This is a genomic window from Bacillus sp. TH13 (assembly GCF_016651175.1).
GTDB classification, from domain to species: Bacteria; Bacillota; Bacilli; order Bacillales; family Bacillaceae_G; genus Bacillus_A; species Bacillus_A thuringiensis_S.
Genome location: NZ_JAEKEJ010000004.1, coordinates 1 through 22,291 on the forward strand (window position 1 = coordinate 1; position 22,291 = coordinate 22,291).

The window sequence follows — 22,291 nt, forward strand, 5'->3', positions numbered from 1 at the left end:
AAAGTAAACTTAAAAGGGTGCGTCCAAGTTTGGGCGCACCCTTTTTTTACATCCAAAAGTCATCATAATGTACATCTTTGTTAGTTAATTTCTTTAATGCTTTTATAATCTTTTGTGCGTTCTTCATAGTTGGGGAAAATTTATCTCCCTGGCATACACGACTAATAGTTGATTTACTTACTCCGCTTCTTTCTGCTAATTCCTGTTGAGTAATTTTGTTTTTCTCCAGAAAATTGGAGAGCTTCGATTTTCTCCCTTTACCAGAAATAAGCCACTTCACTGTAATCACTCCTGTTTTAAGTTCTTAGTACAAGAGTGGTCAAAGATTTCATTTTTTAAACATCCCGAAAATAGGAATCTTAAACATTATGAAAATCTCCGTTTTAACAAAGATAACTTCTTTCCAGGCTCTGCAGCGTAATGCTTCATATAATCACACATTAAAATGTTAATTAGTTTATCCGCTGTATATCCGTGCATAGGGAAGGTATGAGCCATATCTGAAAAAAACACTTCAATTCGTCTCAATGTCCGTCTATCAATTTTTACAGAAAGTGTACCGTATCGATCATCATTTTCATTAAAATCCAAATTAAAATCCGTATAGTGTTTCTTACTCTCTAAGATTTGATACAGTTGCTCCATACTATTTTTAGAGCGTATATGCTCAAGGAAGTCCTCGACAAGTATCTCAGCTAGATCACTTGCCGTACACTCGTAATCTTCCTCTTCCATATCTTCAATGATAATATTCATCCGGAATAAGTAAATCTTGAGCATCTTTACTTCAAATCGGTATTTCTCTTTTAAGGTCCATTCAATTTTCGTTCGTTCCCACCAACTGTTAGCGCTCATAAGTTGTATTTCTTTAGTCATAACGTCGTATTTACTATACATGCTGTCACCTCACATTGTGCGTAATGCAAAACAAAGGATACGTGTTGCAGCTGCTCGTTGTGACACTCCCCACTCAATAGCTAATTGGACAAGCTGAGAGTGCGTTTTTTGCTCCAATTTCGCGTGAATGTACTTTTTGGTGTCTTTATATTCATACGCATGAATTCGGCTTATATAATCGATTCTGAGATGTTGTGTGATTAATTTGGACATATATTGTGTAGTGGTTATTCCTTCTTTAAAGGCTGAGGATCTTATTAACTGTCGTTGAATTTCATTTACTGGAATTTTTATATCTTTCTTTTTATCTGATCGAGTTTTACGAGGTTGTTGGTTTGTTATTGTAGTAGATTGTTTTCGAGGTTCAAACATAGGGTTGATTACACTCATGTAGCTCCCCTCTTTCGAAAAATCACCCCTTCCCTCTCTTTTATCTCAGGGCCACTTTTCCAAAATTCCATCATTCCATGAAAAAGCGTTGAGAGAGAGGGAGGAGTGGTATTTTCTTTAAATAATTATTTACCAGGTACCATTATTGATGTTATTAATCAAATCCATAGCATTATCAACAGCATTTTCAGAAGGTTTTTCTTCTACTCCTTCATCGTTCTGTATGCCATGAGTATTTATATTGATTAGTAACTTCTTAACTAATTGAAGTGGATCTTCTTCTCCTGCAACTTCAGCAAGTACTTGGTACATTTCTAATCTCTTTTTAATCTGCTTATTTACGTAACCTTTTTGGCCTTTTCCCTGTTCCTCTAATCGAGTTACAAAGTTATAAAGAACCTTATCGTTGTTAGGGTTAAGCTCAATTTGCAGCTTTTTCTTTTGTAAGTTTGTCAAAAACATCACATCCTAAATAGTAGTATCCTAATAGGTTAGCTTCTTGACCATTTTCTAGAACCGCAAATGTAGGGAATTGCTCTTTTTTCTTTTCAATACGCTTTTTATGAAGAGCAGCCATTCCACCAGTCCAGACGATTTTATCGTATACAGCTAAGTTGAACTTTTGAGAAACTTCACGTAATGCTGCATCGTAATGGGTTTGTAATACATCGCTTACTTTTTCCGCTACATCTTTATGAGTGTATAAGTCGTATAGAGAGCCATTGTACTTATAGCCATTCTCTAAGATGTAGTGCATGTTAGAGACGCTTAAATCAGGAGTTTCGCCAATGTTATCACGAACGATTTGCTCAATAGCCATGAACGCTTTCTCACAGCCTAATTCAGTTCCTAGACGATCAATAACAGCATTACCAGACATATCAGTAACGTCAAATGTACCAAAACCACCATCGATAATAAGAATACGATCTTCTTTATTAATAATTTCTTTCTTCACTAAGTAATACTGAGTGCCGACGGGTTGCGGAATAACTAAGCATTGTTTCACTTTAATTGTGATTAACTGGCCATTTACTTTTACTGCAGTTTCTTCCATAGCTACTTTTTGAATCGATTCACGTTGATTACCAAAGTGTGATACTGGAAGACCTGTAACAAGTAATGGAATAGTTACGTTCTTTTTAAAGTCTTTTGCAATGAATCCGAATAGTTGTTTCTTAAACGTTGGATCTTCATAACGTTTCGCTTTATTCTCTCCAAGAGCACGGATTAATGGAAGCTTCGATTTTCTAGCTTCTTCTCCTATGTAGTATGGGAAGTCAGTGTTTGTTAGTTCAATTTTCGTGAAACTAGCTTCATTGTAGTAGTCGTCTACAGGAGCCAACACAGATAATTCTGTAATAACATCTGCCTCTAGTGATTTATTTTTCCTTGAAGCACGCTTTGTAAAGCCATTTCCTAAGTCAATCGCATATGGATTTCCTAATAACATATATATTCCCCTTTCATAACCATTGATTAGTCATTGGTAATTTTGATTCTAACAGATGTTTACGCCTAAATTCAATGAAATATACCAAAAACAACAAAAATATCATTGGTTAATCATTGATTAGTCATTGGATAATGCATTGCGAGGTCGTTAGTCTTCGCAATAACCTCGCAAAATCTATAAAAATGAATGTTACAAAGCAGGGAATCTATAGGCTTGTCCTCCCTAAAATTCGCTGAAATCCCTTATATACTGAGTTTTGAAATATATAAAAATAGTACGGTGTGTGAAATTTTACACTGTCATTAATTCTCTAGATCCTAAATCAAGCGAATTAAATTTATCTAACGATTCCGCTGCTCCAACAAATTCTAAAATCTTGGGTATTTCAAATTTAGATTGAAAATAAACTGTCTTTGCTCTTGGAACCTTTTGGTCACTTTGCAATTTTTTAAATCCAACATTTAATTCATTGTGGAGGACCCGACCAATATTGTTTAATACATCAACTGATCCATGAATTCGTAATCGCGGACGGACTATCATTCTACCTTTTCTTTTTTCTCGAATTGTTCCTAAATCGTGCAATAGTAGAATAAAAGTCTTTACGAACACTATTTCATTAAAATCGCCTATCGGAAAAGAACGCTCCTCTTTAGTAACTTGGGACCATCCCATTTCAACTAGCATGTTCACTAAAGGGTGATTTAAGCATACTGCTCCTTCCCAATAAGGTTCATCGCCTCCATATTCGCAATATCTTATAGACCAACTTCTTTCAACCAACTCTGAAAAACGAGTAACAATCCATTTTCTTTGACTTCTTATTGAAAAACTGTCATTTCGTTTGGAACCGTATCTCCAGGCGATAGCTAATACTTCTGCAAATTCATCTGTCGTAACAAAATGATCAAATCGTAATTGTTCTTCTTCAGTAAACTTGAATTTTCTTGGCATACGTATTCATCCCCTATATGATATTAAGCTCTTTTATATTTCTTTAATACGTCCTCTAAACGTTTACGCTCGTCTTCAGATGCTTGTCCATTTTCCGCTCTGGTTGATGTTGTACTTTCTTCTTCACCAACCCATTCTGGAACCATTTCTTTACGTACCGTTTTATTTTTAGGATTATAGTTACCTTTAGCTTTAATCTGTTTTTTGTTATTACGATGTTTTTCTTCGTACATTTGAATATCCTCAAATGTATCGCAATTGGCAGCATTCCAATTAGTAATTGTTTTCTTTATGTATGCAATAGGTTTATCGGCTTCACCATCAATAGCGCGTTTAATCGATTCAAATACTAATACTGCATTTTCTTCTTCACACATTTTAGTTAATTCAATTTTTGCGTACTTAGTTGTTTTGAAATATTGATTATAAAAATCAATAATGAGATCAGGGATACTCTTACCTACATACTTACTAAAGTAAGTAAAATCGTTCTGTATATTAAATACTTTTGTATTCTCTAAAGAATCTTTAGTCACGTGACTAAAGTTATTTAAGTCACCATTTTTTGCAGAATCCTCATTTTCCTGGTGACTAAAGTTATTTAAGTCACCAATAGATGGTTGAGATTCGTCGTCTTTCTTTTGAGCTTTTTCAGCTCTTTTCTTTTCTTTTAATTTTTTAACACGCTCATTTTTCTTTTCTTTTTTCTGCTTACGTAACTCATCTAATTCAGACATATACGTCCAGTTATCTGTTGTTAATTCCGGTTCTAGTACATATAAACGGTTGGCTTCGTCTTTTACAGATACTTCTTCAAGTAGGGCAGCTGCATGTAATTCTTTTTTCGCTTTAATTGCTGTTGGTTCTGATACTGTTAATAGATAACTAAGTTCAGTGTTATCTAGAATACAGAAAATATTTCCGTCTTCATCGATAAAAGTATCTTTTACTTGCGAAGTTTGTACTGAAAGTTTGTATCGATCACGCAAGATAGAATATAAGACGCGAGCATTGTTGCTTAGCTTTCTATATTTTGGTTCATAAAATAAGTACTGGAATAATTGAAAATATAAATCTGTACTTGCTTTCATACCATTAATACGTCGTTCTTTATTACTTTGAGTCATAACAAAAAATCCTCCAATTTCCACCCCGCCCAAAAATGGGTATAGGAAAATAGAGGATTGTAGTTCACATTTTCTAAAGTATATGCTATCATAGACCTAGCGATATAACTTTAAATATGTTAATACAAACCTCGATCTCCAGTTTCTAATTTTCATCGGTTTAGTAGGCGGCCAAACTTACATCAACCTTTGAAAATTTCGTCGGGGTTTTTCTATTTGTTTTTTTAAAATTTATATAAAAAATTTACATTTGCAATTTATATATCTACCACTTTATGATAGCAGAACTTTGTAGAAAAAAGAAGAGCAAAAGAGAAGACCGTCAGATAAATGACGGTCTTTTTTGTGGATAATTACGGTTATCCACAACCTATTAGTTAATTATTTTTCTATTTTATCTAATAACCAATCTTGAATTTCGTCTTTTAAATCAATACCGACAGTCAAGGTACCTAATACAACTCCTTTGCCGATTATATGTAGATCGACATTTATAGATGGCTTAAGAGTGTTGATGAAATAGGTAACAGTTTCAATATGACGCAATGGAATACGTACCATATTAATTAAACCGCTACTTTGTAAATAGCCATCATTAGTAACCTCTATTACATTATCTTTCCATGAAAAATTGTTTTCAGTTATTGTTTTTGGATTTTTAGAGCTGAATAATCCCATATTTACACCTCAATTTTCATTTAATTCACATGTACCATAATAGCAGATGATATTATTCAATAGACGTCGAAACTTGTCGAACAAAAATAAAAACGAGAGTAGAAGCTCTCGTTGGTTAAATTGGTAAAAATATGTAAAATTTTACCTCTTTATTTTGGAAAAGTTTTCTTATATTATAAATTCAAATACAATATCTTTAATGTGAAATATAAAGCGCTGCAACGCTTCGTATTTCGTTTTAGAATCTTAATGATAGATTCATATTATCTTAATGTACAAAGATGTTTATACGTGAAAATTTGGAGTGTGATGCCTACATAAAATACTTTTTAACTAAGTAAGTGTACTCGACCAAAAGATTCAATGCTTTCTTTTTAGGTTCCGTGTCTAAAACGGATATTTGATCTAAAATAACTTCAAATTGAGGTGGCATGCGATATTCTCTGCCAACTAAATTATCTAATGAAACATTGTAAATATTGGCTATTTCTATTAGTGTTTTAAGGTCAGGTTCAGCTCGTCCAGCTTCCCAATTCGTATAGGTAGAACGAGCGACATTCAAACGATGAGCAATATCGTTTTGTGTTAATCCTTGTTTTTTACGCAAGTGTATTAATTGTTCTCCTAGCAATGGTTACACCGCCCTTTTTAATCTTCGACAATTATAATCGAAAATGGGCAAAGTATTATATATATTTAGATAAAACGATTATAAATTAAACAAATACAAAATAAATGTTTTAAAAAACAACATTAATAAAACGTGTAGAACAAAAGTTCGTACTTGTGGTAAAATATTGATATGGGTTCGAAAAACATCGAAATGCATAATTGCATATTTCATTCTGTTTAATACAAGAAACGTTGTTGTACAGCGGTTTCCTAACTTTCTCAATAGTTTTCAGATAACTTTTCGACAGAATTTTGGAAAATTTGTGGTATTATGAAAACAATAAAAAACGGACGTAAAAAAGACCCACGGTGTAGGTAGTGCGGCAAACACTCTTACACTGCCCCTAAGTGCCTAGGGAACATTGTCGCGGATCTCTTACATAATTATAACACAACTTAGATTGAAAGTGGCGCGTTTTCCTTTATATGTAATAAAATGGGGTTACGTGTCTTTTTGTCCATAAGGAGGACAAAGATTGTGCGAACTTTATTAGATTTGAGTGACATGCAAGAAAGTTTAAAATCAAATGGGTATACGAATCGAAAATTGGCAACAAGATTTAAAGTAACGCATACAACAGTAAATAGTTATTTTAAAAAACAAGATAAATTTGATTTTATGCACTTAGTTGACGCTCTTAGATTATATAAACCTAAGGATGTAGAGTTTAGAAGGAATTGCATTAAAGAATATATACCAAGACTATCTCATAAAAATTTAAAACTGGCGTTAGAAGTTTTAGATATGTTTGGGGAATATGAACTTCAAGAATTAGTAATTGAACAAATATTGAAATCACAAACAAAAAATGGCGATTCACCAACTGTACGTACTAATGTGAAAATCGCTGAGTATTATAAACTTTTTAGAAAAAGAAGTGAAGGAACCATTACTACAAGGGATTTTTTAAATGAAGTTCAAAAGAAAAGAGAAGTACAAAAAAATGCAGAAAACGATTTAATGATTGTTTCGGATTTCAGTGCGATGTATTCATATTTAGATTTCAGTAATTACGAGAAGGTTAACGAATATATCGAAAGCGTATTACCTCGAATTAAAAATGTTCCGAAACATACAAACCGAAATTCTTTTTTGTTACGTGTAAAAGAAATGCAGGCTTCTATTCATCTACATAACAATGGAGATGTGAACAAAGCCAGAGAAATTTGTTTTGAAATTTTAAATGACCCTTTTAACTACTATATGAGTACCAAGGCAATTGCATATTGTAAGTTAGGTGAAAGTTATGCGCTAAGTGATTACGAAATAGCGAAAAACTACATCTGTAAAGCACTTGAACTCATTGGTGTTCCAGTTAATAAAAAATTAGAAAAAAGAAGAAATAAAATATTAAACGTCTTACTATTCTTGAAAATATATCATGGTAAGGAATTAGATTCAATTGATCGTACAAAACTTGATTTAGCAGAACTTGCGTTTTTTTATATAAGAATAGGGAAAAAAGAAGAAGCTATAGAAATCCTTAGAGGTCTTAAAAAACAAAATGGTTATCTTAGTAGTTTTCAGTTGTATTATATGGGCCTTGCAGTTGGAGGAGAAAAAGGGAAAAGATATCTAGAAATGTCTGTAGAAAGTTTTTCTAAATCAGGTGATTTTTTCTATATTTCTCTACCCATCAACGCACTAAAATGTTATAATTAAATTATATAAGTAAGAGGCGGTGAAACGTTTGAAGTCCAAGGTATTTAAAGTTATTTTGACAATTGCGGCAGCTGCTACTTTTACATTTGCACCAGCTACAAAGCAAGATAAAATTAAACATGTAGACGCGCCAGTAATGTATATGGACCCAAATCCAGGTGGCGGTTGATTTTTATAAATAATAATATTAGAAATGACACTATCGTATTCGATAGTGTCATTTCTGCTTTATAGAGAGTGGAAACTTTTTCGATGAATTAATATAAAAAACGATAAAAACTTTCCAATTTAAACGGTGCATATAAAATAAAGAGGATGTAGGGGGAATTAGTAATGAATGTAGCAGTTTTAAACGTTAAAAAAATTGAATTGTCAAATAATTCAAGAGGACATTTAGCAAATAGATTATGGGATTTACTAGTGCAAGGGGAAATGAATGAGAATGAGGATGTAAAAAAACAATTTGTTACTATAGAAAATGCAATTAAGAATAATAAAAAACACGATTGTTAGTGTCTACTAACAATCGTGTTCTATTTTTTGTCGATACCAAGAGCTGCTTCAAACATTCTTAAATACATTTCTTGTTCATGTTCAGGTTTATCTTGAAGTTCTTGAAATAACTCGTCGAATTTTTTTCTCAATCGTTTATGTTGTCCGCTGTCTAGTCGAGGATCATCAGAGAAACCAAGCAAGTAATCAGGAGTACATCCAAGTGCTTCTGCAAACTTAGAAACATCTTTTTCACTTCGATTTTCTTTATTGTTTTCAATACCGGATATAGTCGATTTTTTTAAGTTAACCGCTGCCCCTAACTGTTCTTGCGTCCAACCCCTCATTTTTCGAACGTATTTCACCCTATCTCCACGCATAAGTACTTCACCCTTTTATATAAAAGTCTCTTAATTCACCATTCTAATTATAAAATCACAACAATATTGTATTACAAAAGTTCGGTTTAAGCAAACTTTTGTAATAATCAATAAAAAAGTTTGGAATTTCCGAATAAAAAAAGTTCACATTTTCCGAACTTTTTGGTATGATGTTAATTGTAAACAATAAGCGAGGTGAAATTAATGAAATTTGACAACGAGAGATTGTCTACCATGCTTAGAAATAAAAAGATTAAACAATCGGAGCTGGCTGCTGCAATTAATCGCGCGCCATCAACGGTTTCAGAATATGTTAATGGTACAGGATCACCAGGGGTTAGTGCTTTAACTGCCATTGCAAGAGCTCTAGATACACCAATAGATAGTCTGATGAGAGCAGATGAAGAAGTAGAAAATATGTAATGTAAAAATCGAACTTTGTACGATTTATTTTTTTAACACTCAGTTCGGAAATCAGGAACTTTTAAGGGGGTGAAAATTATGAATCATTTACAAATCGTTGCTAATGAAATACTACCGGTATACCGGAATGATCTTGGTGATAAATTTGTAAATGCCCGTGAACTCCATGAACAAATGATGGTAGGGAAAGTATTTGCTGCTTGGATGCAAGAACGTATTGAAAAGTATGGATTTGTTGAGGGTGAAGACTTTTTTCCAGTTTCGGAAAAAACAAATGGTAGGCCTAAAGTTGAGTTTTGGCTCACCTTAGATGTAGCTAAAGAAATAGCGATGGTCCAAAACAATGAAATGGGACGAGCAATTCGCAAATACTTTATTGAAGTAGAAAGGCGTTTTCGTCAACAGAAGCCTTTAACAGAATTGCAAGTTTTACAAGGAGCGATTAACCAATTAGTACAGGCAGAACAAAGGATTTCGCATTTAGAAACAGAGGTAAGTAAAACAAATACTCGTGTAGATAATATGAGCCAAATCATAGCGTTGGATACTACGGAATGGCGTAAAGATGCAAACTCTATTTTAAATAAGATCGCTCTGAAATTAGGTGGATATGAAATGTATAGCAAGATCAAAAATGAAAGCTATGACATTTTAGAGAATAGGGCTAAGGCAAATCTAAATATCCGTGTACAAAACAAGCGTAAAAATATGGCTTTAAAAGGTGTAACGAAATCGGAAATTAATAAAGTCTCCAAAATAGATGTTATTAATGATGATAAGAGGTTAACTGAAATTTATTTAGCAGTTGTAAAAGAGATGGCAATTAAATATCAAGTGGATAAAGTTTCATAAGTTTACAGGGAGGTTTTAGAAATGAATATTGATATAAATAGTTTGGCAGAAGGTGCAGTTGCAGAAAAACTAGATACAGAGTTTCAAAAAGTATTAAAAAACATGGTAGATCCTAACACAGACCCTACAAAAGCTAGGTCAATTACTTTAACCCTAACATTTAAGGGGAATAAAAAGCGTGAATTATGGGATTGCTCTGTAAAAGCTGTTTCAAAATTAGCGCCTTCAAAAGATGTTGATTCTACATTTATTATAGGTCGCGATTCAGATGGAACTGTTATTGGCCAAGAGTTATCTTCTGGTATACCAGGTCAAATGTACATTGATCGTGAAGGTGATGTAGCTACTGATGTTGGTGAAAAAGTTCCAGTAGCAGAACAGCAAACAACACCTGCACCTACTGAAAGGCAAGTTGTAGATTTTCGTAAGCAACAAACTAACTAATAAATTGTAAAGGGGAAATGAAAAATGATTAAAGAAGCAATTCAGTACTTAGTGAAATTAGGAAACACAGAAACGAAAGAAATTGATGGCCAAACATTTTCAACGCAGCCATTACATGTTGTTGAAGAACCAACAGCAAGAGCGTTATTAGTACGTAATTTATCTGGACTAGTAGACTATGTTAAATCAAATTTTGATGTAGAGGAGCAACTAATGATTCATATTGCAAGCCCTACTACAGTAAACTGCTTTACAGCTATCAATGGGAACTATAACCGCAGCACATTTGTAAAAACAGAAGCGCTTATTCCTGAATTTGATTTTGGCCATTGGCACGACGTAGAAAATTTTATTATTAGCCTCCAATCGGGTTTTGTACTAAATGATGACCGAGAAGTAATGCTAAAAGTTGTTGGGAATATAAAAGAAGAAAATGTTAAATCTTATGGTGATAGTGGTTACTCACAAATGGTTGTAGCACGTGCAGGAACTCAACTTGCAGCGGATGTAGCAGTTCCTAACCCTGTAGCTTTACAGCCGTACCGAACATTTATTGAGGTAGAACAGCCAGAAAGTAACTTTGTTTTCCGTATGAAAGATGGTCCAAGATGTTCTCTTTTTGAAGCTGACGGTGGCGCATGGAAACTAGAAGCAATTGACAACATTAAAGAGTATTTAACTGCTGAATTAGCAGAGGAAATTGAATCTAAAAAGGTATTTATTATTGCGTAATGGATATTGTCTTAGTTGAGAGTACCAATGCCGTTTGTATCTTTGGTTTAGGACTTGGATTACTAGCATTAGCAGCATACAAAGGCGGCATCTTCATCGAGCGAAAACTCGATGAAGATGACCGCAAACAAGAACGGGAAGTGAATGTAATTGGGAATAAGGGACAGAGTGCTTCCTGAGCATGTACAAAGAGCTGAACTCTTAGAGGGGAAGCTTCGGGAATATATGATGAATCGTAAGTTATTACTCTCTCAATGTGAAAGAGCAATGAATTCTGGTGAGTTTACAGCTGCTCAAGAATTAAAAACACTATGTGACAAGCAATCTAGTGAAGCAGTTGCGATTGAATCGGAACTTATGGATCTGTACATGCAAAAGCAGAAGAACGATCAACAAAATAAAAGTAAAGAAAGAAATGAAGTTTTGAAGGTTGCTAAGCATCTAGAAAAGGTTAGTGGAAGTTCGAAGATAGTAGAAGAAATCAAAAAAAGTGTATAAAAAAATACCCATTTGCGAGATGGGTAGTTAAGAAAGAATTTACATTTGCAATTATAACACATTAGTACACATAAACGCACTAGCGGCCATGCAATAAGTGCGTTATATATAAACGATTAAAAATTAAAGGTTGGGAGATGAAATTTATGTTCAGTGCGTTGTTTGACAATAGTGAATGGTGCGATGTTTGCGGTGATGTAATACCAGAATCCGATGTAACAAATATGCATATTGAGGGATGCGAAAAAACGTTATGTAAATCTTGCCGTGGTGAGATGGAAACAAAATTAAAAGTGGTAGATGTCAATGTTTTAGTAGATATGTTAAAAGCGTTAATTACCAAATATGGACGCGATAAGGTTCGTCAGTTTGATCTAATTAAGGCAGAACAGTATGTGAAAGAAAATGACATTACTTTAAACATAGAAAAGCGTGGTGGGCAATTTAACCAAGAAAAATTAGGTGAATTTGTCTCGCTATCTACAAAAGAAATACTAACGATTATAACACTTTTGCAAAGGAAGATTGGAACTCATCTATGGATGAATGCAGTTATCGGATCAGTATTAGAACGTGGATTCACTGCAACACTGCAAATGCAGTTAGAAGGTGAGCATCATGACGGAACAACTGACACTGTTACTGAATGATTCTATAAAACAACCAGATATATTAGAAAGTTCTCCTTTTGATATAAAGAAGGCGAATGTAAAACAAAGGCGAGGATTGTCAAGCTTTGTAGATGTCATGGCTATTATTCCATGCGATGTCTGGAGCGCGGACGAGCTGCCGCGCTCTACAAAACAGGATAATCACTTTGACATGTTCATGGATTATGTCACAGCCATATGGCGTTATAAGAGAAGTGAAGACAAAAGTTTTCATTGGGATTCCGCAGAGAGGATTTGCTGCGCGGCAAGGGAATCGCAAGAGCCACAGCAGCTAAGAATCTATTTAGATAGTGGATTTAGACCGCAATATGTAACTAAATATCTTAAATAACGAAAGGATGTTAATTACTATGGAAGCTGAATTTAAAAGTATTCTTGACGCAGTAAGAGCAATAAAAATAGGGATGAAAACTTTAGAATATTGGGATGACATCTATTTAATTGCTAACAAGAAAGAAGAAATTTATGTAGTATGTGATGATCCTGGACAATTTATAAAGAACGGTTGGAGTAATTGTGGAACGGATGAAGATCCAAGTAAGTATGCGAAAGAATTTAAGGTATTCCAGTACCAACATATAGATAGAGTACGGGGAGTTAGTAAGAACGGTTTTTATCAGTTAGTTAAATTTAAGAATAAGAAACATGAATATGCTCGTAAGGAAATGGATGTGCAATTTGAACAAAGTGTAGATTTTTGGGTTTAGTACAAATTAAGGAGGAATTAAATATGAAAATGACTGTAGTGAATATACATGTAACAAAAATTATTGTGCCGCCATTTAAAGTAGGAGAATGGGTAGCGTTTGAAGGTAAAGATTACACAATGTTTGCAGAGGTACAGGACATTGCTTTTATCGATCAGTACGAGCGCATTGCAGTATATGGAAATTGGGGTAATGAATCGGTTATGAGTGTAGGAGATAAAGGCTGGCAGTTTGCTGATCAGTGCCGAAAAGCAACAGAAGATGAGCAGTATTGGGAAGAACGCCGCAGAGTATTCGCTGCTAAAGGTAGAAAAAACAACGAATTCCATCCTGGCGACTTCGTGAGTAACGATAAACGTGTTTTAACTGTACTACATCAAGAGCCAGAAACGGGACTTGTGGCCGTACTAGTTAACAATTCAGACGAGAGGTTCCAAATAGATCCTAAAGAACTAGAAATCTACTTTTTTGCAGAAGATATGGCGGGTTAATCCATTATGGATAAGGATACATTAATTGTTTTTGTAATATTCAGTCTTATTATAGCTATAGCAATTAGGGTATTCGATAAGAGTCAAAAGTAAACAGCAGGTGAACAAAGCAATTGGAGAAACAAAAGATAATAAATCGATTAATAGATTTGAAGTGTTATAGGCTCAGAGACCGTCAATTGTGGGAATTGGACGAGCTGGAATTGACGGTCTTGCTAATAGTTACAAATATAAAACAATTAAAGGGGATAAATAATATGAAATTTGAAATTACTTGCTTATGTGGAATGAATATACTGGCTAGTTTGGTTGAAAAGGAATTTGAAAATGAAGGTCCAGTTACATCGGTGTTGCCAATTATCGCGACTGAGGATAACGGAATCGGCGGAATCATGGTAAGCGCAGAAGAAAAAGCTATTCATGTAAAATGCACGAATTGCAACAAAACAGCACGCTTCTTGCTAGAAGTACCTTTAGAGATGGTTAATCAAGAAGAAACAGAAATGGATTGGTCGAAAGTTTCTTTTGCTGAACAGGAGGGAAACTAATGGCTGCTGCTCCTACATACAAGTATCATATTTCAATAGTTTTTCCGCAGTGGAGATGTGACCATATTGTTTTTAAGGAAAGTGAAGAGAAAGCAAAATACCACTATTATAAACAGTTTAAAAAGCAGCACTTTATAGATATGCCATTTGAACAATTTGAAAGATTCATTAGTTGCAAGTACCTGGGAGTGGTAGATATCAAAACGCTCTTTGGACAAGAAAACCCATTCCGGAAAATGTGTAATTACAGAAGAATCCCATTTGCAAAACGTGGGATGCGTGTCGAAGTACAGGGAAGAATGGGGACGATCGTCGGGAATTGTAAAAATGATTTGTACGTTATTTTAGATGGTAATCCGGATAAGTTTCGATTTAATCCGTATTGGGAAATTGCTTACTTCAATGAAAATGGTGGCATTATTAAAGATTATCGTAAAGGAGTGTATGCACAATGAGACATACTACAAACTTAAATACTATTACTCCAGAAGAAACGCAGCAAACATTTGATATTACAGAACTTTTCGAAATGCAAAGAGAGTTAGATAAACGAATTGGATATAAAGGTAACGATAAAGTAGATATGCTTTTCCGCGCGTTATTGGTTGAAATTGGGGAAGCGTGGAATGAGACAAGGGCCTTTAAAATGTGGAGCACAGGATATGGAATCCCAAAAGAAAATCTGCTAGAAGAGCTAGTGGATGGATTTCACTTTTTAATGAACATAGTAATTGAACTGGACAGTTATACGTTAAGACGGAAGCTTGTATCTAACTATTCAAAACAATACATCATGAAGAAAAATATAACGAATGTGAATATGTTGTTCGAGTGGTATATGCAGGATATTTTAACTGCAAAACGTGCATGGTGCCATTATAGGGATTTAAGTACAACATTAACCCATTTACATAAAGCGTTCGGTATTTTCTTCCGCCTTTGCTACTTGTATGGATATAAATTTGTAGACATTGTGTATGCCTACAAAGAAAAAAATAAAGAAAACTTTGAACGTCAATTGAGTGGTTATTAAGACAAAATTTGAATTTTGTTAAGAAATGAGGAATGAGAAATGGTTTCTGCAACATTAACAAGTAAGATCAGTGGGAGAGTTATTGTACGTTCGTATACACCAAGACAAATATTAGATTTTCTTGATGAAGAGGAACTTGTTTTGAATATGACTGAATGTAATTGTCAACCAATTGGTGAAACGAACGTTATAGAGTGCAATTGTGATAGTGAATGGGAAGATTATGTATTAGAACTTGAATAATTTCAAGGAAAACTAAACAAAATAGTTATTTTGGAGGGGAAGAGAGATGGGTACAGTTACAAACCATGTACTAAGTCAAATTAATGCGGAATGGCAGCAACAAGGAAATGATGCTTATGCGTTTTTAACAAACGTCCTAATTTGTCCGTTTCTATACAAACAGCTTGAAGATGAGGGGATTTTAGAAAAGCAAACAGATCAAGATGAAGAGTGGTTTGTTTTTGATCCGAATAAGTTTAATAGCATTGAGGATGGTAATTACTTTGAAATTTTAATCTATAGAGAAGAGATAGATGAGTTAATAACATATGAATTTGAGTGATTTATAACAAAATTCTTATTTGAATGGAAAAGGGGGATATAAATGAAGTTTGTTGTGCTGAAGGTTGAGGATGTGTTAAAAGCAACGTCCGTAAGTGAAGGGGTAGTTTTAGAAGGAATTACACAAAAAATAGCGAGGTTGCGAGAAAAAGAAGGACGTAATCCAGATCCTAAATATCATGTGGTTAATCAAGATGAACCATATGCAGAGGAAGTTCTAAACATCATTAAAAAACACGAAGGTGAAATATAACAAAATCTTTATTTGAGAGGGGAACGAAATCGTGAAATATGATAAACAAGAATGTCCGGAATGTAGTAAGCCAGTAAAAACTTTATATAGACCATCAATGAGTCATCCAGGCCCGAATCTTTGCTATTGGTGTAATAAAAGACGTGTTAAAGAAGAAAAAGAAATGAGCGCACAAAAATAAAACAAAATCGTTATTTGAGAAAAAGGAGAATGGAAATGTCCTTAGTGGGGAATTTGAAAGAACTCCAAGAAAAAGTCATTGATGAAAAGGTATTGGAATTTGCAGAGGAAATGGAATGCGTAATAATCGAAAGTGCTGCAAATGGATATTCAGGTTATAGATATCAAATTCATAAAGAAAATCCAGACAAGCATATTCTGCACTCAAAACCATTTACGGAAAAGTTACAAGAATTAATGGATGGTGTGAAAGTTGAATTTAAGGTAGTAGAAAAGAAAAACATTTTAGGTGGATCTTATTACGAACATTACATCCGTTTTAGTTGGAATGACTAATTTCTTAATAAAAAACGCTATTTTATTAGAAAAGGAGAATATGAAATGAAAGACAGTTGGGATGAGCAAGAGCGTTTAGAGATTGAAGCGGAACAAGAAATGATTGCGCAGGCAGAACGTGAAAATTGGATGATTGCAAACAATATGTTTTATGAATATGAAGCTTAATGTTCGGAATTTGATTAATACTTGCAGCTGCTGTTTAAGGATAATGTTCGGTTTTTAATAAAAACTTCATTTTGTAAAAAAAGGAGAATGAAAAATGAGCTTAAAGGAGTACGTCGTTTATAAAGGTGAATCATTCGTATGTATTGGAACTGCAAAGGAATGCGCTCAACATATGGGCGTACTTCCTGAAACGGTTCGTTATTATACAACTCCAGCTTATCAAAGGAAGTTAGCGAAGCGGAAGAAGGCTAGGAATTACTTAACTGTTACGGTTCTTGAGGAAGATTAGTATAAAAATTTCATTTTGTAGAAAAGAGGAATGGATATGAAATACTTTGAGTTTGATAAACATGGATATTGGGCAATGGTTGCAGCAGAGGATGAAGATAAAGCTATCGAGGTTTATGTAGAAGAAGTTGCTGGAGAAAGCATTGAGGAAATAGAAGAAGAGGGAGAACCTACAGAAATAACAAGAGAGCAAGCATTAAACAGATATATCGAATCGTCAATTTCAGTAGCAGGATATTTAACAATTGAGGAAATAACGAAAGAATTTAATGAGCGTAAGAATACAACATTACTAATTGATTCGTCACTAACATAAAAGAGCAGCTAGCAAAAGCTAACTGCTCATCTCCAAGGGGGAACAAGGAGAAAGTAACTTAATGGGTTGTCTACATTATTGACGGAATATTGAGTTTTATTCAGAAGGGACCGAAATATTTTGAGTAATTTTAACGGGGAGAAGTTAACGGAACTTCGGCATTTATTCGGAATGACTCAAGGACAAGCTGCTGAATTGTTAGATGTCGATATTAATAAGTTGATTGAGATAGAGCGATCAAGAATCATTCCGACATTTAATCAAATACAAGTACTGTGTAGAACATTTCATGTTAAACCAAAGTATTTTTATAGCGAATCATTTGTAACTAGCGTGGTAAATCCGAGTTATATTTCTTTTCGATATTAATAAGGAGGTAGAGGGAAATGATTGAGATTAATCTTAAAAGCGGAAGAAGTTTAGGGTGGATATTTGATACTGAACAGGAAATGAAAAAAACGTGGGAACAAATGAAGAAAGTGGATTATACCAAGAAAGGTGCTATTGAATGTAATGGAACTTTAATTCCTTATAGTAGTATTGAATTTCTAAAAATAAAGAAAAACTGAACAAAATAATCCTTTTAATAGAAAGTGAGGAAGCAACATGGGTTACGCAAATAGAGGAATGGCGTTTGAATTATTATTAAACAATACATGTCGGGTTTATAAGGCAGCAAATGTAGGAGTATTTAATAAACGTCCTACACCGATAAAAGTTATAAAAACGGATAAGAAAGGCAATATCCTCAAAAGCGCATGGAGCAGTAAATCTACAGTGGATTACGATGGCGTATACAAGGGGAGAGCGGTGTATTTTGAAGCCAAGTCTACAAAAGAAACTACTAATTTTCCATTAGATAAAATAAGTAGACATCAAATCGATTATTTAAAAGATACATTAGAACATGGAGCGATATGTTTTTTCTTAATAGAATTCAGAACAGATCATATTGTTTATTTTGTTCCGATTTCATTAATAGCAGAATATTATGAAGCCATGCTATATGATGGTGGCCGTAAATCCATTCCAAGAAAAGAATTTGAGGAACGTGCATATGTAGTAGAACAAACAAAACGCGCTCCAGTTGATTATTTATTGAATGTTGATAAATTAGAATGGCCAAGTATTAGTTAAATTTATAGAAGGTGAAGATATGAATGCTAAAGAGGCGCGTATCAAAATTCTAAATGTACAGGATAAGTATTGTAAAGATTGTGAGTATCGATATCAGCAATTGGATCATTGTAGCTCAAATTGCACCATAGGGAAAGAATTAATAAAACTAGGTGTGTTTCTAGGTGGCAAAGAAGAAGTACAAAAGCGAAAAAGGAAGACGAAAGAAGAATGGGATAGAATTTGTGTGAAAGCTGCAGCTATGAGAGAAGATGGAATGACATACACATCTATAGCTAAATTCTTCGGTATGGCAGATGGGAAAAGAGTAGCAGAGCAGCTGAGGAAAAGAGGCTTAGTGTAAAATTTCACTTACCGTAATGGAAAGAAAAATAAAAATAATAAAAGTAATAGTCCGCATTTAGAGGACGTTGTTTATGTTTGGGATGAGATTTCTTCCTATGTATAGCCAGCGTCCTCTTTTTTATATAAAAGGAGGAACCTGGCTTATGAAAGAGTTAATAAAGCAGTACAAGGAAACGCTAGAGCAATTAGAATTATCAAAGAAAGGTGCTACAGAAAAGGATGCAGAAATAATTGGTGAAATGATATCAGATATAGAATATGTAATAGAGTGGATGTGTACAGCAAAAAAGCCAGGTAATCGCCGAGGCATTGAACGTAGGGCAGCATATCAGCGTGAGAGACCGTGTGATCCGTTATTAATGCAAAGATATACACGTAGTACGGTAATGCCAGTGTATGAATGGGATACGGAAGCGAAAGAGAGTGTCATATCTGAATGGGATCGTATACAGCTAGAAGATGCATTATCAACTCTTACAGAAAGAGAAAAGGAAATATATGTAATGTCTAGAGGGCATGGTTTTACACAGGAAAAGATTTCTAAATATTTAGGTGTAAAGAGAACTACTGTCCAAGAGTATTTAAAAAGAGCAGATAAAAAGATTGGCGAAAGATTGAACGGAAGTTTATTTTGTATATCTTAGAATCCTCTTTTGAAAAAAATGTCGAAATTTGTCGTCAAAAAGCCACCTATATATGAAAGGTTAACGAGACCTGTTCCGATGGTATCTGTTTTGAGTGACCCAGTGTTTGCTCGTATATAGATTCTATAGGAACGTTTTTTTTCAATACACAATGTGTGATGAGATATTGCGAATCTCATTGTTACAAATCATTTAATAAAGGGGTTGGTTCTCATGTAGTAAAAACAAACACACCACCTATTAAAAAGGCGTCGGAAGAAGTGCAAACGTCTTGATATAAATCCTTTATAATTCGATATCGGTCAGCTAAGGCCATGCGACAGCCGAAGTATTGACCATTCCTATTCACAGGGAGGACTATTTTTAGTCTTCTCTCAGTCACTGAACACAGGGCGTGTAGCCATACTAGTTGATGCGGTGGCTGAGAGAAGGTTGAGAGTGATCTTGACCTTTGATTCACATAGACATATCCCCTATGTTCGAACGTGAATTTCTCCCATCCCCTTTAATATTTTTATAAGCCGTAAAAGAACCGTCATTTTAATAGTGGCGGTTTCTTTTTAAAAGAAAGGGTGAGGATATGAGTAATAAAGCAAATATAGAAATAACAATTATAGCGAACAACGAATTGTTAGAGAAACAGTTAAGAAATAGCAATTTAAGTGATGAAGCAGCTGTTAAGGAATTAAGAGTAGTCACCATCCCATTAAGTAACAATAAAATCATTAGTATTCCTTATCTAAAGAGTGAACTGTAGCATCCATAAAGGGTGCTTTTTTCTTTGTTATATAGAAATTACACATTAAACGCACAAGTAAACCTTATACAATCGTGCGCAAGTATTAGTTCGCATTAACAGAAATGTCGTTGTATGAGTATTGTGCGTTGTCTTATATACCTATGGAATATAAGAATCTGAGTAACCGAACGTTACGCAGCTTTATTAGACAAATTAGACACCTAAAAAAGGGGAAGGATGAGGTATAGTGGATAGCTCATATATCGATGCGCAAATTAATCAAGTAGTAGGTCAGGTTAATCAATTGGCAGATACAGTAGAAAGGGTAACAAATGAAGTAGTAATCCTTAAAGATGAGATCGCTACAATTAAACGTTCTGAAATAATTAAAAAAATTAATGATAGCGAACCAGTCGAAATGAATTGTAAAGTTAGCGTTAATTTAGATGGGAAAGCAATAGCTGAAACTACTATTGAACATACAGCAGATTCTATTCATGTAACACCAAATGGCGTATTTACAAGAGAAGAAAATCGAAAGAAACAGTTTTGATTAAATCAATAGCAATTATAGCGGGCGCTGCCTTGATCTGGGTGGCGTCTTGTTTGTTGTTAAGGAAAGATAAGCGCAAACGTGTTGCATTTAAGTTCAAGGGGGTGGAGAGGATGAAATCTAATGTTACATTTTCCATGCACATGAATGGTGTAGAAAAAGATGCAACTGAGTATGTTAATGGGATAGCAAGAGTTGCTATTCTTCTGCTTGATATTACGGATAGAAACATAGTAGATAAATTATTAACTCAGGTTGGCCAAGAAGAGAAGATTTTTATTGAATCTGCCCTAGCTGGAGTGAAACATCATTCTCAATAAATATAGTGTCTCAAAAACATTTGATTGTGAGACGTGCAATTTGTTGGTTTTAAATCCTATTAAATCAACAAATTAAAATCTCAAAATCATGTATCAAAAACAATTGAATTTGAGACAGGGAATTGATACAATATAACCATCAAATATAAAAGGGTGATGGTGTATGATATTCGGTTATGCCAGAGTTTCAACAAAAAAACAAAGTTTAGATATGCAGTTAGATGAATTGAACCGTTATGGATGTGAAGAAATTGTAACAGAAAAGGAAAGTGGCGCTAAGAAAGATAGAAAAGAATTACAGCTGCTCCTTAGTAAACTTCGAAAAGGTGATAAATTAGTTGTCTACAAGTTAGATCGATTGGGCAGAACCATGCACCAACTGGCTAATTTATTACAAGAATTCAATGAAAAAGGAATTAATTTTGTTTCTATTAAGGATGGGATTGATACATCTACTACGATGGGACAATTTTTATTTCATATATTCGGCGCTGTAGCCGAAATGGAACGTGCAGTTATTAATGAACGTGTTGTCAGTGGTGTTGCTGCAGCGAAGGCAAGAGGAAGAGAAGGTGGCAGAAAAAAGGCACATACTCCACAGCAAATTGAGGGTATGATGGAAATGCTATCGTCTGGTAAAACCAAAAAAGAAGTTTGTGAAATGTTTGATGTAGCTAGAGCTACTTTATACCGTTACATAAATGAATATGAAGCTAATACTAAACAATTAAAGTAGCGAATCTGCTGCTTTTTTATTTTGGAGGAGGATGAAGAATGGAGTCTATAACAAAAATAATTGCTGATTTTGAAAAAAGAATTAACGATCTACAAAGAGATAATGAAGGTTTAATTCAAACGTTAAATTGTGTTTCAGCAAGTGTAGAAGCATTAGGTGAAAAGGTTGATATGTTAGAAAAGGGATTAGCAACAAAAGCGGATATAACTCATGTTCAATTAATAAATAAACAATCTGAAATAATTAAGAAGATTAACGATAGTAAATCCATTCCTATGGATTGTAAAGTTGGAGTTTCATTAGATGGAAGAGTTGTAGCGGAATCTATTGTCGAACATACAGCTGATTCAATCAAATGTGGCGTAATTAAAGGGAGTGAGATAAATGAAACTAGATAAACAAGAACAAGCTGTTGTAATTGGTACATTCATTTCAATGTTAGGACAGGATGTTGTAAATGAACGCATTGATAAAAAGAAATTAGAAAGTGTACTTCCTATCTTTAATGAAATGCAAGATAATACAACACCAAAGCAAAAAAGAGAAGCGATGATTAGTTTGCTTGGTAAAACGTTGGATGAATTCTTAGAAAAGTAGCCATAAA

General features: G+C 34.1%; 44 protein-coding genes. 34 read left to right on the plus strand and 10 right to left on the minus strand.

Annotation, left to right across the window (positions count from 1 at the left end; all coding sequences use genetic code 11):
• Positions 1–46: 46 nt before the first annotated feature.
• The 9 genes from JFU02_RS01330 to JFU02_RS01370 form a co-directional block, all read right to left on the minus strand.
• Positions 47–280, minus strand: a complete 234-nt coding sequence (locus JFU02_RS01330) for a helix-turn-helix transcriptional regulator (RefSeq protein WP_000871592.1) — start codon at positions 278–280, stop codon at positions 47–49.
• Between the two features lie 86 nt (positions 281–366).
• On the minus strand, positions 367–897 hold the full coding sequence (locus JFU02_RS01335) for a hypothetical protein (RefSeq protein ID WP_201069448.1): 531 nt from the start codon (positions 895–897) through the stop codon (positions 367–369).
• Positions 898–906: 9 nt separating this feature from the next.
• Complete coding sequence (locus tag JFU02_RS01340; protein ID WP_201069449.1) at positions 907–1,287, minus strand: hypothetical protein; 381 nt, start codon at positions 1,285–1,287, stop codon at positions 907–909.
• Positions 1,288–1,416: 129 nt separating this feature from the next.
• The gene (locus tag JFU02_RS01345; RefSeq protein ID WP_201069450.1) at positions 1,417–1,749 is read right to left on the minus strand and encodes a peptidylprolyl isomerase; all 333 of its coding nucleotides are present in this window, start codon (positions 1,747–1,749) and stop codon (positions 1,417–1,419) included.
• Entirely contained in the window at positions 1,709–2,740 is a 1,032-nt protein-coding gene (locus JFU02_RS01350; RefSeq protein ID WP_201069451.1) for a ParM/StbA family protein, read from the minus strand. Before JFU02_RS01350 ends, JFU02_RS01345 begins: the two co-directional genes overlap by 41 nt.
• A 294-nt stretch (positions 2,741–3,034) precedes the next feature.
• The gene (locus JFU02_RS01355) at positions 3,035–3,697 is read right to left on the minus strand and encodes a hypothetical protein (RefSeq protein WP_167316845.1); all 663 of its coding nucleotides are present in this window, start codon (positions 3,695–3,697) and stop codon (positions 3,035–3,037) included.
• Between the two features lie 23 nt (positions 3,698–3,720).
• The gene (locus tag JFU02_RS01360) at positions 3,721–4,824 is read right to left on the minus strand and encodes a replication initiator protein A (RefSeq protein ID WP_201069452.1); all 1,104 of its coding nucleotides are present in this window, start codon (positions 4,822–4,824) and stop codon (positions 3,721–3,723) included.
• 381 nt (positions 4,825–5,205) lie between these two features.
• The gene (locus JFU02_RS01365) at positions 5,206–5,502 is read right to left on the minus strand and encodes a hypothetical protein (RefSeq protein ID WP_201069453.1); all 297 of its coding nucleotides are present in this window, start codon (positions 5,500–5,502) and stop codon (positions 5,206–5,208) included.
• Between the two features lie 313 nt (positions 5,503–5,815).
• On the minus strand, positions 5,816–6,133 hold the full coding sequence (locus tag JFU02_RS01370; RefSeq protein WP_201069454.1) for a helix-turn-helix domain-containing protein: 318 nt from the start codon (positions 6,131–6,133) through the stop codon (positions 5,816–5,818).
• Positions 6,134–6,652: 519 nt separating this feature from the next.
• Here JFU02_RS01370 and JFU02_RS01375 point away from each other — a divergent pair.
• The 3 genes from JFU02_RS01375 to JFU02_RS01385 all read left to right on the plus strand — a co-directional run bounded on the left by JFU02_RS01375 (position 6,653) and on the right by JFU02_RS01385 (position 8,350).
• On the plus strand, positions 6,653–7,837 hold the full coding sequence (locus tag JFU02_RS01375) for an AimR family lysis-lysogeny pheromone receptor (protein WP_201069455.1): 1,185 nt from the start codon (positions 6,653–6,655) through the stop codon (positions 7,835–7,837).
• A gap of 28 nt (positions 7,838–7,865) precedes the next feature.
• Positions 7,866–8,006: a hypothetical protein gene (locus tag JFU02_RS01380; protein ID WP_201069491.1), complete on the plus strand. Its 141-nt coding sequence runs from the start codon at positions 7,866–7,868 to the stop codon at positions 8,004–8,006.
• 164 nt (positions 8,007–8,170) lie between these two features.
• Positions 8,171–8,350, plus strand: a complete 180-nt coding sequence (locus tag JFU02_RS01385) for a hypothetical protein (RefSeq protein ID WP_201069456.1) — start codon at positions 8,171–8,173, stop codon at positions 8,348–8,350.
• Between the two features lie 20 nt (positions 8,351–8,370).
• Here the strand turns inward: JFU02_RS01385 and JFU02_RS01390 are convergent, their stop codons facing one another.
• Positions 8,371–8,709, minus strand: a complete 339-nt coding sequence (locus JFU02_RS01390) for a helix-turn-helix domain-containing protein (RefSeq protein WP_073519175.1) — start codon at positions 8,707–8,709, stop codon at positions 8,371–8,373.
• Positions 8,710–8,943: 234 nt separating this feature from the next.
• On the opposite strand from JFU02_RS01390, the gene JFU02_RS01395 reads away from it, so the two are divergent.
• The 31 genes from JFU02_RS01395 (at position 8,944) to JFU02_RS01540 (ending at position 22,284) form a co-directional block, all read left to right on the plus strand.
• A complete protein-coding gene (locus JFU02_RS01395; RefSeq protein ID WP_242488008.1) occupies positions 8,944–9,132 on the plus strand; it encodes a helix-turn-helix domain-containing protein in 189 nt (62 codons plus the stop codon).
• A 78-nt stretch (positions 9,133–9,210) separates the two neighbouring features.
• Positions 9,211–9,984 (plus strand): antA/AntB antirepressor family protein, encoded by a 774-nt coding sequence (locus JFU02_RS01400; RefSeq protein WP_207193662.1) that lies wholly within the window; start codon positions 9,211–9,213, stop codon positions 9,982–9,984.
• A 21-nt stretch (positions 9,985–10,005) separates the two neighbouring features.
• Positions 10,006–10,428: a replication terminator protein gene (locus JFU02_RS01405; protein ID WP_201069458.1), complete on the plus strand. Its 423-nt coding sequence runs from the start codon at positions 10,006–10,008 to the stop codon at positions 10,426–10,428.
• 24 nt (positions 10,429–10,452) lie between these two features.
• Positions 10,453–11,160 (plus strand): hypothetical protein, encoded by a 708-nt coding sequence (locus JFU02_RS01410; protein WP_201069459.1) that lies wholly within the window; start codon positions 10,453–10,455, stop codon positions 11,158–11,160.
• 225 nt (positions 11,161–11,385) lie between these two features.
• A complete protein-coding gene (locus JFU02_RS01415; protein WP_481748746.1) occupies positions 11,386–11,658 on the plus strand; it encodes a hypothetical protein in 273 nt (90 codons plus the stop codon).
• 146 nt (positions 11,659–11,804) lie between these two features.
• The gene (locus tag JFU02_RS01420) at positions 11,805–12,308 is read left to right on the plus strand and encodes a hypothetical protein (RefSeq protein ID WP_201069460.1); all 504 of its coding nucleotides are present in this window, start codon (positions 11,805–11,807) and stop codon (positions 12,306–12,308) included.
• On the plus strand, positions 12,277–12,660 hold the full coding sequence (locus JFU02_RS01425) for a hypothetical protein (protein WP_063220748.1): 384 nt from the start codon (positions 12,277–12,279) through the stop codon (positions 12,658–12,660). Before JFU02_RS01420 ends, JFU02_RS01425 begins: the two co-directional genes overlap by 32 nt.
• A gap of 19 nt (positions 12,661–12,679) precedes the next feature.
• Positions 12,680–13,036, plus strand: coding sequence for a hypothetical protein (locus tag JFU02_RS01430; protein WP_087988228.1), 357 nt, complete (start codon positions 12,680–12,682; stop codon positions 13,034–13,036).
• 23 nt (positions 13,037–13,059) lie between these two features.
• On the plus strand, positions 13,060–13,527 hold the full coding sequence (locus tag JFU02_RS01435) for a hypothetical protein (protein WP_201069461.1): 468 nt from the start codon (positions 13,060–13,062) through the stop codon (positions 13,525–13,527).
• Between the two features lie 257 nt (positions 13,528–13,784).
• The gene (locus JFU02_RS01440) at positions 13,785–14,075 is read left to right on the plus strand and encodes a hypothetical protein (RefSeq protein WP_000667219.1); all 291 of its coding nucleotides are present in this window, start codon (positions 13,785–13,787) and stop codon (positions 14,073–14,075) included.
• Positions 14,075–14,530 (plus strand): hypothetical protein, encoded by a 456-nt coding sequence (locus tag JFU02_RS01445; RefSeq protein ID WP_000718448.1) that lies wholly within the window; start codon positions 14,075–14,077, stop codon positions 14,528–14,530. The genes JFU02_RS01440 and JFU02_RS01445 overlap by 1 nt, the downstream gene beginning before the upstream one ends.
• Positions 14,527–15,108, plus strand: a complete 582-nt coding sequence (locus JFU02_RS01450; RefSeq protein ID WP_001216605.1) for a dUTP diphosphatase — start codon at positions 14,527–14,529, stop codon at positions 15,106–15,108. The genes JFU02_RS01445 and JFU02_RS01450 overlap by 4 nt, the downstream gene beginning before the upstream one ends.
• Positions 15,109–15,147: 39 nt before the next feature.
• Entirely contained in the window at positions 15,148–15,351 is a 204-nt protein-coding gene (locus JFU02_RS01455; RefSeq protein ID WP_201069462.1) for an acetyltransferase, read from the plus strand.
• A 46-nt stretch (positions 15,352–15,397) separates the two neighbouring features.
• Complete coding sequence (locus JFU02_RS01460) at positions 15,398–15,673, plus strand: hypothetical protein (protein WP_201069463.1); 276 nt, start codon at positions 15,398–15,400, stop codon at positions 15,671–15,673.
• A gap of 42 nt (positions 15,674–15,715) precedes the next feature.
• On the plus strand, positions 15,716–15,925 hold the full coding sequence (locus tag JFU02_RS01465; RefSeq protein ID WP_144502679.1) for a hypothetical protein: 210 nt from the start codon (positions 15,716–15,718) through the stop codon (positions 15,923–15,925).
• Between the two features lie 31 nt (positions 15,926–15,956).
• Positions 15,957–16,106 carry a hypothetical protein gene (locus tag JFU02_RS01470; protein ID WP_201069464.1) on the plus strand — a complete coding sequence of 50 codons (150 nt, stop codon included), beginning with the start codon at positions 15,957–15,959 and terminating at the stop codon, positions 16,104–16,106.
• 35 nt (positions 16,107–16,141) lie between these two features.
• A complete protein-coding gene (locus JFU02_RS01475) occupies positions 16,142–16,441 on the plus strand; it encodes a hypothetical protein (protein WP_061665829.1) in 300 nt (99 codons plus the stop codon).
• A gap of 45 nt (positions 16,442–16,486) precedes the next feature.
• Positions 16,487–16,609 (plus strand): hypothetical protein, encoded by a 123-nt coding sequence (locus JFU02_RS32375; protein ID WP_256942093.1) that lies wholly within the window; start codon positions 16,487–16,489, stop codon positions 16,607–16,609.
• A gap of 94 nt (positions 16,610–16,703) precedes the next feature.
• Complete coding sequence (locus JFU02_RS01480) at positions 16,704–16,898, plus strand: hypothetical protein (protein WP_201069465.1); 195 nt, start codon at positions 16,704–16,706, stop codon at positions 16,896–16,898.
• Positions 16,899–16,934: 36 nt separating this feature from the next.
• Positions 16,935–17,213, plus strand: a complete 279-nt coding sequence (locus JFU02_RS01485) for a hypothetical protein (protein ID WP_098322599.1) — start codon at positions 16,935–16,937, stop codon at positions 17,211–17,213.
• A gap of 120 nt (positions 17,214–17,333) precedes the next feature.
• Positions 17,334–17,582, plus strand: coding sequence for a helix-turn-helix domain-containing protein (locus JFU02_RS01490; protein ID WP_201069466.1), 249 nt, complete (start codon positions 17,334–17,336; stop codon positions 17,580–17,582).
• A 17-nt stretch (positions 17,583–17,599) separates the two neighbouring features.
• On the plus strand, positions 17,600–17,782 hold the full coding sequence (locus JFU02_RS01495) for a hypothetical protein (protein WP_021728831.1): 183 nt from the start codon (positions 17,600–17,602) through the stop codon (positions 17,780–17,782).
• Between the two features lie 37 nt (positions 17,783–17,819).
• The gene (locus tag JFU02_RS01500; RefSeq protein WP_201069467.1) at positions 17,820–18,350 is read left to right on the plus strand and encodes a Holliday junction resolvase RecU; all 531 of its coding nucleotides are present in this window, start codon (positions 17,820–17,822) and stop codon (positions 18,348–18,350) included.
• 19 nt (positions 18,351–18,369) lie between these two features.
• Positions 18,370–18,693: a hypothetical protein gene (locus JFU02_RS01505; RefSeq protein ID WP_201069468.1), complete on the plus strand. Its 324-nt coding sequence runs from the start codon at positions 18,370–18,372 to the stop codon at positions 18,691–18,693.
• 145 nt (positions 18,694–18,838) lie between these two features.
• Complete coding sequence (locus JFU02_RS01510; RefSeq protein WP_201069469.1) at positions 18,839–19,339, plus strand: sigma-70 family RNA polymerase sigma factor; 501 nt, start codon at positions 18,839–18,841, stop codon at positions 19,337–19,339.
• Positions 19,340–19,919: 580 nt separating this feature from the next.
• Positions 19,920–20,096, plus strand: a complete 177-nt coding sequence (locus JFU02_RS01515) for a hypothetical protein (protein ID WP_201069470.1) — start codon at positions 19,920–19,922, stop codon at positions 20,094–20,096.
• Positions 20,097–20,325: 229 nt separating this feature from the next.
• Positions 20,326–20,631 (plus strand): hypothetical protein, encoded by a 306-nt coding sequence (locus JFU02_RS01520; protein ID WP_201069471.1) that lies wholly within the window; start codon positions 20,326–20,328, stop codon positions 20,629–20,631.
• Positions 20,632–20,744: 113 nt separating this feature from the next.
• A complete protein-coding gene (locus JFU02_RS01525) occupies positions 20,745–20,951 on the plus strand; it encodes a hypothetical protein (RefSeq protein WP_130067803.1) in 207 nt (68 codons plus the stop codon).
• A gap of 163 nt (positions 20,952–21,114) precedes the next feature.
• Positions 21,115–21,687, plus strand: coding sequence for a recombinase family protein (locus JFU02_RS01530; protein ID WP_201069472.1), 573 nt, complete (start codon positions 21,115–21,117; stop codon positions 21,685–21,687).
• Positions 21,688–21,725: 38 nt separating this feature from the next.
• Positions 21,726–22,085 carry a hypothetical protein gene (locus tag JFU02_RS01535; protein WP_201069473.1) on the plus strand — a complete coding sequence of 120 codons (360 nt, stop codon included), beginning with the start codon at positions 21,726–21,728 and terminating at the stop codon, positions 22,083–22,085.
• Entirely contained in the window at positions 22,072–22,284 is a 213-nt protein-coding gene (locus JFU02_RS01540; protein ID WP_000762692.1) for a hypothetical protein, read from the plus strand. The genes JFU02_RS01535 and JFU02_RS01540 overlap by 14 nt, the downstream gene beginning before the upstream one ends.
• The last annotated feature ends 7 nt before the right edge of the window (positions 22,285–22,291 follow it).